Raw genomic sequence first — 14,475 nt, 5'->3', positions numbered from 1 at the left:
CAATTTTATAAAAGAAGAAACGTTGCTTTTAGTGGCGTTTCTTTTTTATAGGTATTTTAGAGAAAGGTTAAAAACTTGTAAATTAGTCACTATGTTCCTTTCTTAAGATAAACAGTTAATAATACACGTTATAATTGCGTGGATTATTAGCATAAGAGACAGGAAAGTAAAGGGACGAAGTATAATAGAAATTTTGAGTCTGTTTACTTTGTGATGGAGATCAGAGAATTGCAAGAGAACACAAAGGATTGTGCGAAATATAAGAAGATGTATCAGAATCGTCTAAAAAAATATTCAAAAAATGATATGTAACTTGCTGTTTTTGTGATGGACAGTAAGGAGGAAATTGCAGCTAGTTAGGCAAAAATAAGTGGGTTTTAGGGAACATTTTTGCATGTGCATATCGAATTGATGGCAGCAGGATTAGGAATTGTAAAAATGAGATAGTGGGGTTACATAGGATAACAAGTATATTAGATTAATTAGGGGGCTTTATTTGGAATATGGAAACGAACTCATTCGGCAACGGATAGACATTGAATTGGACGAATCTTTGAGCTTTATTTTTATTTTATGTCTATGTATCATAAGAAACATTAGTTGAGATAAAACACGAATGATAACTAATAAATAGATAATAATATTCGAAAATTCTTTGACACAGAAATCAGCACTTGATAAAATGAAGTCGAATAAAAGAGAGAGAGGCAAATCAATGACCATTTTAGTTTCGGTAATTATGGGAAGTCAGTCTGACTGGGAAACAATGAAGTACGCATGTGAAAGTTTGGATGAGTTAGCGATTCCTTACGAAAAAAAAGTTGTTTCAGCTCATCGAACGCCTGATTTGATGTTTGAATTTGCAGAAAATGCGCGTGCTCGTGGCATTAAAGTGATTATCGCTGGAGCAGGTGGAGCCGCGCATTTGCCAGGGATGGTTGCTGCTAAAACGACCTTGCCAGTTATTGGTGTTCCGGTTCAATCACGAACATTAAACGGCTTAGACTCATTGTTGTCGATTGTTCAAATGCCAGGGGGGATTCCTGTGGCGACGACAGCAATCGGAAAAGCTGGGGCAATTAACGCGGGATTACTTGCGGCGCAGATGCTTTCCATGTATGATTTAAAGGTAGCGGAAAGACTTGAAGAAAAAAGAAGAGTCATAACGGAAACTGTAATGGAAAGTAGTGATCAACTTGGTTAAACCTTTATTACCCGGTTCGGCAATTGGCATCGTTGGCGGCGGACAATTAGGACGAATGATGGCACTTAGTGCAAAAGAAATGGGCTTTCGAGTGGGGGTTTTGGACCCGACAGAAGATTGTCCGGCTTCACAAGTTGCTGATTGGCAAATTGTTGCAGAATATGATGATAGCTTAGCCTTAGAGGAAATGACAAAACGAGTAGATGTGATTACCTACGAGTTTGAAAATGTGAGTGTAGAAGCTTTAAATGCGATTCTACCAATGACATCAATTCCTCAAGGAACAGATTTACTAGCAATTACACAGGATCGATTAATGGAAAAATCTTTCTTAGAATCGAATAACATTGTGATTGCCCCTTATGCTACGATTATTAGCCCAACTGATATTCAAGAGGCTATTGAAAGTATTGGGTATCCTTGTGTCTTAAAAACAACACGTGGAGGCTATGATGGCAAAGGACAGTATGTCTTATATGGGATGCAGGATCTAGCTCCTTCGATGAACCTTTTACGTGAAGGAACCTGTGTGCTTGAGGCGTGGATTCCGTATGAAAAAGAATTATCGGTCTTGGTTGCAGGTGATGGTGAAGGAGAGTACACTGTTTTCCCAGTTGTTGAAAACAGGCATCGAGAGAATATTCTTCATGAAACGATTGCTCCTGCCGATGTGTTAACTGAAGTGGCAGAAGAAGCGCAGCGAATTGCCAAAGTGATTGCCGAAGCGATTGGATTAGCTGGGACATTAGCTGTGGAGATGTTTTTAACGGAGAGTGGGAGTATCTATGTCAATGAGATGGCACCAAGGCCGCATAACTCAGGACATTATACGATTGAAGCTTGTTCAGTTAGCCAATTTGATGCACATATTCGTGGGATTGCGGGATGGCCGTTACCGAAAGTGCGTTTGTTAAGTGAGGCAGTTATGGTGAATATTTTAGGGGATGAGTTACTCAAAACCTACAATTTGGTGGCAGAAAAACCTCAATGGCAATTCCATTATTATGGTAAGGCAGAAGCAAAATCAGGACGGAAAATGGGGCACATTACCATTTTGACTGAAAATATAGAAGAAACGTTAGCAGAAGTCGAAAAGACAAACATTTGGAATTAAGATGGGAGAATCTATTTATGTTAGATCGTTATACAAGACCAGAAATGGGTCAAATTTGGACAGATCAAAATCGTTACCAAGCATGGTTAGAGGTTGAGATTTTAGCCGACGAGGCATGGGCTGAATTAGGCGAAATTCCTAAAGAGGATGCCAAAAAAATTCGTGAAAATGCTCGCTTTGATGTTGACCGTATTTTGGAGATTGAAGAACAAACACGTCATGATGTTGTAGCATTTACTCGTGCTGTTTCAGAATCTTTGGGCGAAGAGAGAAAGTGGGTTCATTATGGTCTAACGAGTACGGATGTGGTAGATACTGCATATGGGTATTTGATTAAACAGGCGAATGATATTTTGCGAGAAGATTTGCAACGATTTACGGATATTATTGGTGAAAAAGCCAAAGAACACAAACGCACCGTGATGATGGGGCGCACGCATGGTGTTCATGCTGAACCAACAACATTTGGTCTTAAATTGGCCTTATGGTATTCTGAGATGAAACGTAATATGGAGCGTTTCGAACATGCAGCAAAAGGTGTTGAAGCAGGGAAAATTTCGGGAGCAGTGGGAACATTTGCGAATATTCCACCGTTTGTAGAGGCATATGTTTGTGAAAAATTAGGAATTCGAGCGCAGGATATTTCAACGCAAGTTTTACCTAGAGATTTGCATGCAGAATATTTTTCTGCGATGGCGTTGATTGCAACAAGTATTGAAAAATTTGCAACAGAGATTCGTGGGCTACAAAAATCAGAAACGCGTGAAGTTGAGGAATTTTTTGCGAAGGGGCAAAAAGGTTCTTCTGCGATGCCTCACAAACGGAATCCGATTGGTTCTGAGAATATGACTGGTTTGGCTCGAGTGATTCGTGGGCACATGATTACAGCTTATGAGGATGTATCCTTGTGGCATGAACGGGATATTTCTCATTCTTCTGCGGAACGAATTATTTTACCAGATACAACGATTTTATTAAACTATATGTTAAATCGTTTTGGTAACATTGTAAAAAATCTAACAGTCTTCCCTGAAAACATGAAGCGGAATATGGATGCGACATTTGGTTTGATCTATAGTCAACGTGTCTTGTTAAAACTAATTGATCACGGGATGTCTCGTGAAGAAGCCTATGATTTAGTGCAGCCAAAAACGGCTTATGCATGGGATAACCAAACAGCCTTCAGACCGTTACTAGATGCGGATGAAAAGATTACTTCTGTCTTATCAAAAGAAGAGCTGGATGATGCATTTGACTACAATTATCATTTGAAAAATGTTGAGACAATTTTTGAACGTGTTGGGTTAGGGGAATAGATTTCTGACTAGCACAGAAAATTAAGGATACAATTGAATAAGGAATATCAGTCGATTGCTGATGTATTATTAAAGCGTACTAAACGTCATGAGCCTAACAAAAAAAGCTTGAGAAAATTTCTCAAGCTTTTTTTGTTAGGCGTAATTTATTTTTAATTCATCTGTATGAACTAAGTTTTCTTTTCTGAGTGCTTCTATCAGCTCAGAGACGAATCTAAAATCGTACTCATGCAGATTATAAAATACTTGCATACGATAGTGATTCTTAAAAATATGCTGTTCATGTAGTTGATGAATAATCAATTCATTATTTTTTTTATTCATGTAGCGTAAGGTCCGCTTGCGGCATTCAAAGTGCCGGTGGGTGGCGCGCTTTAATTTGCGGAAAGTATAGAAGCTTGCGTGTTCATTTAAGTGATGGACAGCTTCTAAAGCGAGTAAGTCATTATATAAACGTATCTGTTCTTCTGCATCAAGATCTTCTAAAAACTGCTGCACCATTGTTTGTAAACTCGTCATCCAAGTTTCCTCCTCTAGAGCATTATCGCTATTTTTGGATAATAAAAATCCGTTTGTAATTCTATGATTTTACTATAGCACTACTTGGTTCAAATGTAAACGCTTCTTGAATAAGGGGCGTCTCTCTAATTTACTGAATAGTTAGCAAAAGACGAACATTTGTGTTAATTTATTAAATAATTGAACGGAAAATATTGACCGATAAAAAAATGCTTGTTAAACTTGGTACAAACATTGAGGTGAACGTTTTTGATGTTTTATATTTAAAATGTTCGAATAAAGGAGAGGTCAATCGGTGGGAAAACAAGCATTGCTCTATGAAGGAAAAGCGAAAAAGCTTTATAAAACAGGAGAAGAGGGCGTTCTTTGGGTGGAATACCTGAATCAAGCAACTGCTCTAAATGGGGCGAAAAAAGATGAAGTTTTAGGTAAAGGCGAACTAAATAATCAAATTACTTCTAAAATTTTTGAGAAGTTGAAGAAATTCGGGATTCTAAGCCATTTTATCGAAAAAGTGTCAAAAACCGAACAATTAGTTAAAGAAGTTACCATCGTTCCTTTAGAAGTTGTGGTTCGTAATGTAGCGGCAGGAAGTTTTTCTAAACGTCTAGATGTACCTGAGGGCCAACCGCTAAAATTCCCGATTGTCGAATTTTATTACAAAGAAGACCGATTGGATGATCCATTAATTAATGAAGATCATATTCTTGCTTTAGAGATTGCCACAACGGAACAAATTCAAGAAATTAAAACTCTTACTCAACAATTAAATCAGGCTTTATTAACCATTTTTAAAGAGCTATCTATTCGACTCATCGATTTCAAAGTAGAGTTTGGATTGGATAGTCGGGGCAAGATTCTATTAGCAGATGAAATCTCTCCAGATACTTGCCGTTTATGGGATTTAAAAACAAATGAACATTTAGACAAGGATATTTATCGCAGAGATTTAGGAGATATTGTTCCTGTATATAAAGAAGTTTTACGACGATTAGAAGAAAAAGAATAATTTATAATAAAGTTGGCGAAACATTGGCTAGTTCAATGAATCTATCTATTTAATTTTATCAATCAAAGGAATAAACGAAACGACGAATAAAAATAATGAATAGAGAAGGAGTAAGTAAAAATGTATTTTGTAAAAGTGTATGTCACCTATAAGGATTCAGTTTTAGACCCACAAGGAGAGGCTGTCAAAGGAGCGGTTCACCGTATGGGTTATTCTGAGATTGAAGAAATCCGTATTGGGAAATACTTTGAGATGAAAGTTGTCCAGTCTGATCGACCAATTGAAGCGATGATCGAAGAGGTTTGTGATAAATTATTGGCCAATGTCAACATGGAAACCTATCGTTACGAAATTACAACAATGGAGGAAGTCTAAGATGAAATTTGCTGTCATTGTCTTTCCTGGATCAAATTGCGATATGGATATGCTTTGGGCAGTCAAGGAGGTTATGGGCGCTGAGGCAGAATATGTTCGTCACGACGCACAGTCGCTATCGGGCTTTGATGGTGTACTGCTTCCAGGAGGCTTTTCTTATGGTGATTATTTACGTTGTGGGGCGATTGCCCGCTTTTCTAAAATTATGACAGAAGTGATTCGTTTTGCAAAAGAAGGCAAACCAGTATTTGGTACGTGCAATGGTTTTCAAGTATTGACGGAGGCTGGGTTGTTACCGGGGGCTTTGAGAAGAAATGATTCGTTACATTTTGTCTGTAAAACAGTAGCACTAAAGGTGGTCAATAATCAAACAAAATTCACCTCAGAATATCAAAAAGAGGAGATCATTCAAATTCCAGTCGCTCATGGTGAAGGAAATTACTATTGTGATGAAGCGACTTTACAGGAATTAAAAGACAACCACCAAATTGTTTTTACGTATGCAAATGAAAATGTTAACGGCAGTATTGAACAAATAGCTGGAATCACAAATAAAGCGGGGAATGTTTTAGGAATGATGCCTCACCCAGAACGAGCGATGGAAGATTTGCTTGGTTCGTCTGACGGGAAGCGGTTCTTTTCTGCCATTCTAAAAAATTTCGGAAAGGTGACTGCAAGCAAATGATGAAAGTGACTGAGCCAACACCACAAGAGATTAAAGAACAGAAAATCTATGCAGAGTGGGGATTGACAGATGAGGAGTATCGTCTTATCTCCGAGGAAATTTTAGGGAGATTACCCAATTATACAGAGACCGGCTTGTTCTCTGTGATGTGGAGTGAACATTGTTCCTATAAAAATTCTAAGCCTGTTTTAAGGAAGTTTCCGACTTCAGGCCCACAAGTGTTACAAGGGCCTGGAGAAGGTGCCGGTATAGTTGATATTGGCGATGGGCAAGCGGTTGTGTTTAAAGCGGAAAGTCATAACCACCCATCTGCTGTGGAGCCTTATGAGGGAGCCGCGACCGGGGTCGGTGGTATCATTCGTGATATTTTCAGTATGGGGGCCCGTCCGATTGCTATTTTAGATTCTTTACGATTTGGTGAGCTAGATAATGATCATACCAAATATTTACTCGAAGAAGTGGTCGCTGGAATCAGTGGTTATGGAAACTGTATTGGTATTCCAACAGTCGGCGGTGAAGTGGCTTTTGATGCTTGTTATGCAGGAAATCCGTTAGTAAACGCAATGTGTGTCGGTTTGATTGACCATAAAGATATTCAAAAGGGTCAAGCAAAAGGGATTGGCAATGCAATCATGTACGTGGGTGCAAAAACCGGCCGTGATGGGATTCACGGAGCGACGTTTGCTTCAGAAGAGTTTGTCGAAGGTGAGGAACAACAACGTTCTGCGGTTCAAGTTGGTGATCCATTTATGGAAAAACTATTACTTGAGGCTTGTTTGGAATTGATATTGGCGCATTCAGATATCCTAGTAGGGATTCAAGATATGGGCGCAGCAGGTCTGGTTTCTTCTAGTTCAGAGATGGCTTCAAAGGCTGGGTCCGGCTTGCAGCTTTATTTGGATGAGGTGCCTCAACGGGAAACCAATATGACACCTTATGAGATGATGCTGTCAGAATCGCAAGAAAGAATGCTAATTTGTGTAGAAAAAGGACACGAAGAAGAAGTGGTGGCGCTGTTTGACAAATATGATCTAGATGCCGTAACGATTGGCCAAGTAACAGATGATGGGTTATATCGTTTGTATCATCGCGGGGTAGAAGTGGCTAACTTACCAGTTGATGCATTAGCTGAAGATGCGCCGGTCTATAACAAAGCTCGTCAAGAACCAACGAGAATTCAAGAATTTGCTAAGATGAGTGATTTTCAACCGGCTATTTCAAATGGTTCTGAAACACTTTTGGCACTGTTGCAACAACCAACGATTGCTTCCAAAAAAAAGATTTATGAAACCTATGATTCACAGGTTCGAACGAATACTGTGGTTAGACCAGGAAGTGATGCAGCCGTCCTGCGTGTACGTGGGACGAACAAAGCTTTGGCGATGACCACGGATTGTAATGCGCGCTATTTATATTTGAATCCTGAAGTTGGCGGCCAAATTGCAGTAGCGGAAGCGGCAAGAAATATCGTAGCTAGTGGTGGTCGCCCGTTAGCAATTACAGATTGTCTAAACTATGGTTCGCCTGATAAACCAGAGGGCTTTTGGGAGTTGTGGACGTCTGCTGATGGAATTTCAGAAGCGTGTCGTGTCTTAAATACCCCAGTTATTTCTGGAAATGTTTCGATGTATAACGAAACAGATGGCAAAGCAATTTATCCAACACCAGTGATTGGAATGGTCGGACTGATCGATCACTTAGAGGATATTACTACTCAAGACTTTAAAGAGGCTGGTGACATGATTTATCTAGTAGGGGAGACCTATGCGGATTTTAATGGCTCTGAGTTGCAAAAAATGCAGTTGGGCCGTATCGAAGGTCAACTGATGCAGTTTGATTTAGCGGTTGAAAAGGATAATCAAGAAGCGGTCTTAGCGGCAATTAAAGCAGGTTTGGTGAAGAGTGCGCATGACAGTGCAGAAGGCGGTCTTGGCGTAGCTTTGGCAGAATCAGCATTTAAACATAACTTGGGGATTGATGTAAGCCTTGAAATGCCTGTAGAAAATCTATTTTCAGAGACACAATCTCGATTTGTTTTATCAGTCGCTACCGAAAATAAACAAGCCTTTGAACAGTTAATGGGAAACAAGGCTCGTGCAATTGGAATGGTAACCGCAACGAATCAATTAATTATCCAGACTGCAAATGAAACAGTCACTGTTGACACCTCGTTTGCTAAGCAATTGTGGGAGGATGCGATTGAATGTCTTATGAAGTAAAAAGCCTAAATGAAGAATGTGGGATCTTTGGCGTATGGGGGCATCCTGATGCGGCTCGTGTGACTTATTTTGGGCTTCATAGCTTGCAGCATCGTGGCCAAGAGGGAGCCGGTATTGTGGTCAATAACGAGAGCCTTTTGAACGGGTATCGTGGATTGGGTTTGTTATCAGAAGTTTTTAAAGACGAGCGTCAGTTAAATCATTTGGAAGGAACGGCGGCTATAGGGCATGTGCGTTATGCAACGGCTGGAAACGGGAGTGTCGATAATATTCAACCCTTTTTGTTTAAGTTTTATGATACATCTGTCGGGCTTGCGCACAATGGCAATCTAACGAATGCGCGGACCTTACGACGTGAATTAGAAAAGGATGGGGCGATCTTTCATTCGAATTCGGATACAGAGATTTTGATGCATCTTGTTCGCCGAAGTAAAGAGGCGACCTTCATTGACCAGCTAAAAGAAGCGTTGAATACAGTCAAAGGTGGTTTCGCATATCTTTTGATGACCGAAAATGCAATGATTGCGGCGCTTGATCCTAATGGCTTTCGCCCGTTGTCAATTGGTCAAATGAAAAATGGCGCGTATGTTGTTGCTTCTGAGACGTGTGCCTTAGAAGTGATTGGCGCAAAATTCGTACGCGATGTTCAGCCTGGTGAACTGGTGATGATTAACGATCAAGGAGTCAAAATTGAACCATACACGACAGAGACGCAACCAGCTATTTGTTCGATGGAATATATATATTTTGCTCGACCTGATTCAAATATCGCAGGGGTCAATGTACACACAGCTAGAAAAAATATGGGACGCCAATTAGCAAAGGAAGCGCCTGTTGAGGCAGATATGGTTGTGGGCGTTCCGAATTCTTCCTTGTCTGCAGCTAGTGGTTATGCTGAGGCTAGTGGGATTCCTTATGAGATGGGGTTGGTCAAAAATCAATATGTGGCACGAACCTTTATTCAACCAACCCAAGAGTTACGAGAACAAGGGGTACGAATGAAATTATCTGCGGTTCGTGGGGTCGTGGAAGGCAAAAAGGTTATCATGGTTGATGATTCAATTGTACGTGGGACAACGAGTCGACGAATTGTTCAATTGTTAAAAGAGGCGGGTGCAAAAGAAGTACATGTACGAATTGCTGCGCCACCTCTGAAATATCCTTGTTTTTATGGGATTGATATTCAAACGAGAAAAGAGTTAATTGCGGCCAACTATTCAGTGGCTGAAATTAAAGAAGTTATTGGCGCCGATTCACTGAGTTTTCTTAGTGAAGATGGCTTAATTGATGCGATAGGGTTACATTTTGATGCACCGTATTCAGGACTCTGCATGGCCTATTTTAATGGCGACTATCCAACGCCACTCTATGACTATGAAGAAAAGTATCTAGCGTCACTCAAAGAAAAGACGTCCTTTTATTAGGACTGAAATAGGAGCGAAAAAAATACATGAAGAATGCATATGCTAAAGCTGGTGTAGATGTAGAAGCGGGCTATGAAGTAGTCGAACGGATTAAAAAGCATGTGAAACGAACAGAGCGTCTGGGCGTTATGGGTGCGATTGGTGGATTTGGTGGTTGTTTTGATTTAAGTCAATTTAAGGTATCAGAGCCTGTCTTGATTTCGGGAACAGACGGGGTTGGTACAAAATTAATGGTGGCCTTTCAAGAGGATAACCACGCAACGATCGGGATTGATTGCGTGGCGATGTGTGTGAACGATATCGTAGCACAAGGGGCAGAACCTTTGTATTTTCTGGATTATATTGCAACAGGTAAAAATCTACCTGCTCGTTTAGAACAAGTAGTAGCTGGAGTTGCAGAAGGCTGCGTGCAAGCAGGGGCAGCTTTGATTGGTGGAGAAACTGCTGAAATGCCCGGCATGTATGCTGAAAATGAGTATGATTTGGCAGGCTTTGCAGTTGGAATTGCTGAAAAAAGTCAATTAGTCACAGGTGAAAAGATTCAAGCAGAAGACGTTCTGTTGGGTCTGCCCTCTAGTGGCATTCATTCAAATGGGTACTCTTTAGTCCGTAAGATATTTTTTGAAGAACAGGCGTTTACAGGTGCTTCTAAGTTACCGGAGTTGGGCGAAAGTCCTCTAGGAGAAGAGCTATTAGTTCCTACAAAAATTTATGTTCAAGCCTTACTTCCTTTAGTGAAAAAAGAGTTGGTTTCAGGAATCGCTCATATCACAGGTGGAGGGTTTATTGAAAATATTCCGCGGATGGTTTCAAAAGAATATAGTGTTGAAATTGAAGTTGGCAGCTGGCCTGTTTTACCTATTTTTCAGGCGCTACAAACGTATGGTGAAATCCCAGAAGCAGAGATGTATGAAATCTTTAATATGGGTATTGGAATGGTGCTGGCAGTTTCACCAGAAAAGTTAGCTGAGGTCCAACAGGTCTTGGCAGAATCTGGTGAGAAGAGTTATGTTATTGGCCGTGTCACTACAAAACAAAAACAGCCAGTTGTGCTAAAAGGAGTTTAATGATGAGAGCAGCAATCTTGGCTTCTGGAAATGGTAGCAACTTTGAGGCAATTATCACAGCCGTAAAAAAACAGGAAATTGCGATGGAGGTAGCCTTCGTTTTCTCAGATAAGAAAGAGGCATTTGTTCTTGAACGGGCAAAAAATCATCAAGTACCAGCTGTCAGTTTTTCACCAAACGAGTTTTCTTCAAAGGAACTTTATGAAACAGAATTACTTCGATTGCTAGAAAAACATCAAGTAGAATGGGTCATTTTGGCAGGGTATATGCGAATTGTTGGTCCGTGTCTATTGACGGCTTTCCCTCAACGAATTATCAATATCCATCCCTCGTTATTGCCTGATTTTCCAGGCTTACATGGGATTAGAGATGCTTTTTTTGGAAAGGTCGCTCAAACGGGCGTCACGATTCATTATATTGATGCGGGGATTGATACGGGGCCTATTATTGCCCAAGAGGTGGTTGAAATCTTACCGAATGAAACATTAGAAAGTCTAGAAACAAAGATTCATCAAGTCGAGCATCGACTCTATCCAAAAGTTCTTGCTGAAATTTCAGATAACTATAAAGGAGCGGTAAAGTAAGTTATGAAAAGAGCATTGATTAGTGTGTCAGACAAAACAGGAATCGTTGATTTTGCCCGAGGTTTAGTGGCGCAGGGTGTTGAGATTATCTCAACTGGAGGAACAAAAAAAACGCTCGATGAAGCGGGAATTCCCACGCTCTCCATTGATGAAGTGACTGGTTTTCCAGAAATGATGGATGGTCGTGTAAAAACTTTGCATCCCAAAATTCATGGAGGGTTACTTGGTCGACGTGATTTACCTATGCATATGGAAGCGATGAAGGAGCATGGTATCGCACCGATTGATTTTGTTTGTGTTAATTTGTATCCCTTTAAGGAAACTATTTTGAAACCAGATGTGACCGAAGTACAAGCGATTGAAAATATTGATATTGGTGGACCAAGTATGCTTCGTTCAGCTGCTAAAAACTTTGCCTCTGTGACCGTTGTGGTGGATCCAAAAGATTACGAAACGGTTCTTCAGGAGTTAAAAAATGTTGGAGAGACGACACTTGATACACGTAAACGATTTGCTGCAAAGGTCTTTCGTCATACAGCCGCGTATGATGCTTTGATTGCGGAGTATTTAACTGATTTAGTGGATGAAAAAACACCTGAAACACTGACCTTTACTTATAATTTAAAACAAACCTTACGTTACGGTGAAAACAGTCATCAAGAGGCGGCCTTCTATCAGGAGGCCTTACCTAAAGCCTTTTCGATTGCTAGTGCGTATCAGTTACACGGAAAAGAACTTTCTTATAACAATATCAAGGATGCTGATGCTGCGCTTCGGATTATTCGTGAGTTTACAGAGCCAGCAGTGGTCGCTTTGAAGCATATGAACCCTTGTGGTATAGGGACAGGAAAGACGATTTTTGAGGCCTATACTTCAGCTTATGAAGCAGATCCTGTTTCTATTTTTGGTGGGATTATTGTCTTAAATCGGCCAGTTGATTTGGCGACGGCTGAAAAGATGCATCAATTATTTTTGGAAATTGTTATTGCACCCGGTTTTAGTGAAGAAGCCTTTGTGTTGCTTTCAAGTAAAAAGAATCTACGGTTGCTAACCTTGGATTTCTCTGCTCAAAAAGAAGAAAACAAACCAGAGACAGTCTCTGTGATTGGTGGATTACTCATTCAAGATCAAGATGTGATTGAAGAAGTGCCTTCTGAGTGGAAGGTCGTGACCCAAAGACAACCGAGTGAAGAAGAATTAGCGGCCTTAGCCTTTGCTTGGAAAGCCGTAAAACACGTTAAATCCAATGCGATTGTGGTAGCAAATCAACAGCAAACACTGGGCGTTGGTGCGGGCCAAATGAATCGGGTGGGTTCTGTCAAATTGGCTATTGAACAAGCGGGTGAGAGGGTTTCAGAAGCGGTACTTGCTAGTGATGCGTATTTCCCTATGAGCGATTCGGTGGAATATGCAGCAACACATGGCATTCAAGCGATTGTTCAACCGGGAGGAAGTATAAAAGACCAAGAATCAATTGATATGGCTGATAAATATGGACTTGCTATGGTCTTTACTGATATCCGTCATTTTAGACATTAATAGATAAACGGTTGAGTGAAGCTTATTCTTAGGATAAATGAAAGGGTTGTGAACCAATCAATCGTTTATCCAAGTATTCACTCGCCGATTTTTTTGAAAAAAGAGCAGAATCTAGGAGGAACTCATGAAGAAAACGGTTTTAGTAATTGGCAGTGGGGGACGTGAACATACGCTGGCCCAAAAGTTTTTAGAAAGTCCGTTAGTTGAGCGTGTGTTTTGTGCACCGGGGAATGCTGGAATGAAAAAAGATGGGGTTGAATTAGTTGCAATCAACGAATTAGACAATGAGAGGTTAATTCGTTTTGCTAAAGAAAATCAAGTTGATTGGACATTTGTTGGCCCCGAGATTCCTTTGTTGAACGGAGTCGTTAATGCTTTTTCCGATGCGGGATTAAAAGCATTTGGTCCGACTCAAGAAGCAGCACTCATTGAGGGGTCAAAAAAGTTTGCGAAAGAAATAATGGTTACTTATCAAATTCCAACCGCTGATTACCAAACATTTACGCAATTTGAAGAAGCAAAGGCTTATGTGGCAAAAAAAGGCGTCCCGATTGTGATTAAAGCAGATGGATTAGCTGCTGGAAAAGGGGTCGTTGTTGCGTTGTCGATGGAGGAAGCTATTGCTGCACTAAAGGAAATGCTTGAAGAAAATAAATTTGGTGCGAGTGGTGCCCAAGTAGTGATTGAGGAGTTTTTAGATGGACAAGAGTTTTCTTTATTGGCATTTGTTCGTGGGGAAGAAGTTTATCCAATGGTGATTGCTCAAGACCATAAGCGAGCCTTCGACGGGGATAAAGGACCAAACACTGGGGGGATGGGTGCGTATTCTCCTGTCCCTCAAATTCCTCAAGAAATGGTTGATCAGGCAGTAGAAGAGATTTTAGTTCCAGCAGCAAAAGGATTAGTAAAAGAAGGACGTTCATTTACTGGTATCTTGTATGCCGGCTTAATTGCTACCAATGAAGGAGCGAAAGTCATTGAATTTAACGCGCGCTTTGGAGATCCCGAAACACAAGTGGTGCTTCAACGTTTAGAAAGTGATTTAGCTGAGATTGTGGATGACCTACTAAACGCCCGGATTCCAACTATTGAATGGAAACAAGAAGGAGTTAGTTTAGGCGTGGTAGTAGCGGCTAAAGGGTATCCTTCAGCCTATCAAAAAGGGGTCAAAATACCAGAGCAGCTAGTGATAGAAGGGGGCCACGTTTATTATGCGGGTGTGGCTGAACAAGATGGCAAACTAGTTACAAATGGAGGTCGTGTATATTTGGTTGAAGCACAGGGCCAAACACTTCAAGAAGCACAAGAGAAAGTCTATCACCTGTTAGAAAATTGTGAGACTACGGGAACCTTTTACAGAAAGGACATTGGTGACAAGGCAATTCAAGAGTCGGCACGTTAAACTCATTTATTACTCATT

General features: G+C 40.5%; 13 protein-coding genes. 12 read left to right on the top strand and 1 reads right to left on the bottom strand.

Annotation, left to right across the window (positions count from 1 at the left end; translation table 11 throughout):
- The first annotated feature begins 715 nt into the window (after nt 1-715).
- Genes purE through purB form a run of 3 tightly spaced genes read left to right on the top strand, consistent with a single transcriptional unit; the run spans nt 716 to nt 3,634 of the window.
- Nucleotides 716-1,204: a 5-(carboxyamino)imidazole ribonucleotide mutase gene (purE, locus tag IGI37_RS08840; protein WP_438761253.1), complete on the top strand. Its 489-nt coding sequence runs from the start codon at nt 716-718 to the stop codon at nt 1,202-1,204.
- Nucleotides 1,197-2,318, top strand: a complete 1,122-nt coding sequence (gene purK / locus IGI37_RS08835) for a 5-(carboxyamino)imidazole ribonucleotide synthase (protein ID WP_438761252.1) — start codon at nt 1,197-1,199, stop codon at nt 2,316-2,318. The genes purE and purK overlap by 8 nt, the downstream gene beginning before the upstream one ends.
- Before the next feature lie 17 nt (nt 2,319-2,335).
- The gene (gene purB, locus IGI37_RS08830) at nt 2,336-3,634 is read left to right on the top strand and encodes an adenylosuccinate lyase (RefSeq protein WP_438761250.1); all 1,299 of its coding nucleotides are present in this window, start codon (nt 2,336-2,338) and stop codon (nt 3,632-3,634) included.
- Between the two features lie 135 nt (nt 3,635-3,769).
- Here purB and IGI37_RS08825 read toward each other — a convergent pair whose 3' ends face one another.
- On the bottom strand, nt 3,770-4,153 hold the full coding sequence (locus tag IGI37_RS08825; RefSeq protein ID WP_438761248.1) for a hypothetical protein: 384 nt from the start codon (nt 4,151-4,153) through the stop codon (nt 3,770-3,772).
- A 295-nt stretch (nt 4,154-4,448) separates the two neighbouring features.
- Between IGI37_RS08825 and purC the strand changes: the two genes are divergently transcribed.
- From purC to purD, 9 genes are all read left to right on the top strand, one after another.
- Complete coding sequence (gene purC, locus IGI37_RS08820) at nt 4,449-5,162, top strand: phosphoribosylaminoimidazolesuccinocarboxamide synthase (protein WP_438761246.1); 714 nt, start codon at nt 4,449-4,451, stop codon at nt 5,160-5,162.
- Nucleotides 5,163-5,282: 120 nt separating this feature from the next.
- Nucleotides 5,283-5,537 carry a phosphoribosylformylglycinamidine synthase subunit PurS gene (purS, locus tag IGI37_RS08815; RefSeq protein WP_438761245.1) on the top strand — a complete coding sequence of 85 codons (255 nt, stop codon included), beginning with the start codon at nt 5,283-5,285 and terminating at the stop codon, nt 5,535-5,537.
- A gap of 1 nt (nt 5,538) precedes the next feature.
- Nucleotides 5,539-6,222: a phosphoribosylformylglycinamidine synthase subunit PurQ gene (purQ, locus tag IGI37_RS08810; protein WP_438761243.1), complete on the top strand. Its 684-nt coding sequence runs from the start codon at nt 5,539-5,541 to the stop codon at nt 6,220-6,222.
- Nucleotides 6,219-8,441 carry a phosphoribosylformylglycinamidine synthase subunit PurL gene (gene purL / locus IGI37_RS08805; RefSeq protein WP_438761241.1) on the top strand — a complete coding sequence of 741 codons (2,223 nt, stop codon included), beginning with the start codon at nt 6,219-6,221 and terminating at the stop codon, nt 8,439-8,441. The genes purQ and purL overlap by 4 nt, the downstream gene beginning before the upstream one ends.
- A complete protein-coding gene (purF, locus tag IGI37_RS08800; protein WP_438761240.1) occupies nt 8,426-9,865 on the top strand; it encodes an amidophosphoribosyltransferase in 1,440 nt (479 codons plus the stop codon). The genes purL and purF overlap by 16 nt, the downstream gene beginning before the upstream one ends.
- A gap of 26 nt (nt 9,866-9,891) precedes the next feature.
- A complete protein-coding gene (gene purM, locus IGI37_RS08795) occupies nt 9,892-10,932 on the top strand; it encodes a phosphoribosylformylglycinamidine cyclo-ligase (protein WP_438761238.1) in 1,041 nt (346 codons plus the stop codon).
- 2 nt (nt 10,933-10,934) lie between these two features.
- Nucleotides 10,935-11,516 (top strand): phosphoribosylglycinamide formyltransferase, encoded by a 582-nt coding sequence (gene purN, locus IGI37_RS08790; protein ID WP_438761237.1) that lies wholly within the window; start codon nt 10,935-10,937, stop codon nt 11,514-11,516.
- A gap of 3 nt (nt 11,517-11,519) precedes the next feature.
- A complete protein-coding gene (purH, locus tag IGI37_RS08785; RefSeq protein ID WP_438761235.1) occupies nt 11,520-13,055 on the top strand; it encodes a bifunctional phosphoribosylaminoimidazolecarboxamide formyltransferase/IMP cyclohydrolase in 1,536 nt (511 codons plus the stop codon).
- A gap of 124 nt (nt 13,056-13,179) precedes the next feature.
- Entirely contained in the window at nt 13,180-14,457 is a 1,278-nt protein-coding gene (gene purD / locus IGI37_RS08780; protein WP_438761233.1) for a phosphoribosylamine--glycine ligase, read from the top strand.
- The last annotated feature ends 18 nt before the right edge of the window (nt 14,458-14,475 follow it).

The organism is Enterococcus sp. AZ194, from assembly GCF_051713825.1.
Lineage (GTDB): Bacteria > Bacillota > Bacilli > Lactobacillales > Enterococcaceae > Enterococcus_K.
The sequence above is the reverse complement of the archived record's forward strand: the minus strand, read 5'-3'. Positions and strand labels throughout refer to the sequence as shown.

Bases quoted from the DNA above. Each gene is read 5' to 3' on its own strand.
- purE (WP_438761253.1), top strand. From the start codon at position 716: ATGACCATTTTAGTTTCGGTAATTATGGGAAGTCAGTCTGACTGGGAA.
- purS (WP_438761245.1), top strand. From the start codon at position 5,283: ATGTATTTTGTAAAAGTGTATGTCACCTATAAGGATTCAGTTTTAGAC.
- IGI37_RS08825 (WP_438761248.1), bottom strand. From the start codon at position 4,153: ATGACGAGTTTACAAACAATGGTGCAGCAGTTTTTAGAAGATCTTGAT.
- purB (WP_438761250.1), top strand. From the start codon at position 2,336: ATGTTAGATCGTTATACAAGACCAGAAATGGGTCAAATTTGGACAGAT.
- purH (WP_438761235.1), top strand. From the start codon at position 11,520: ATGAAAAGAGCATTGATTAGTGTGTCAGACAAAACAGGAATCGTTGAT.
- purF (WP_438761240.1), top strand. From the start codon at position 8,426: ATGTCTTATGAAGTAAAAAGCCTAAATGAAGAATGTGGGATCTTTGGC.
- purL (WP_438761241.1), top strand. From the start codon at position 6,219: ATGATGAAAGTGACTGAGCCAACACCACAAGAGATTAAAGAACAGAAA.
- purQ (WP_438761243.1), top strand. From the start codon at position 5,539: ATGAAATTTGCTGTCATTGTCTTTCCTGGATCAAATTGCGATATGGAT.
- purN (WP_438761237.1), top strand. From the start codon at position 10,935: ATGAGAGCAGCAATCTTGGCTTCTGGAAATGGTAGCAACTTTGAGGCA.
- purD (WP_438761233.1), top strand. From the start codon at position 13,180: ATGAAGAAAACGGTTTTAGTAATTGGCAGTGGGGGACGTGAACATACG.
- purM (WP_438761238.1), top strand. From the start codon at position 9,892: ATGAAGAATGCATATGCTAAAGCTGGTGTAGATGTAGAAGCGGGCTAT.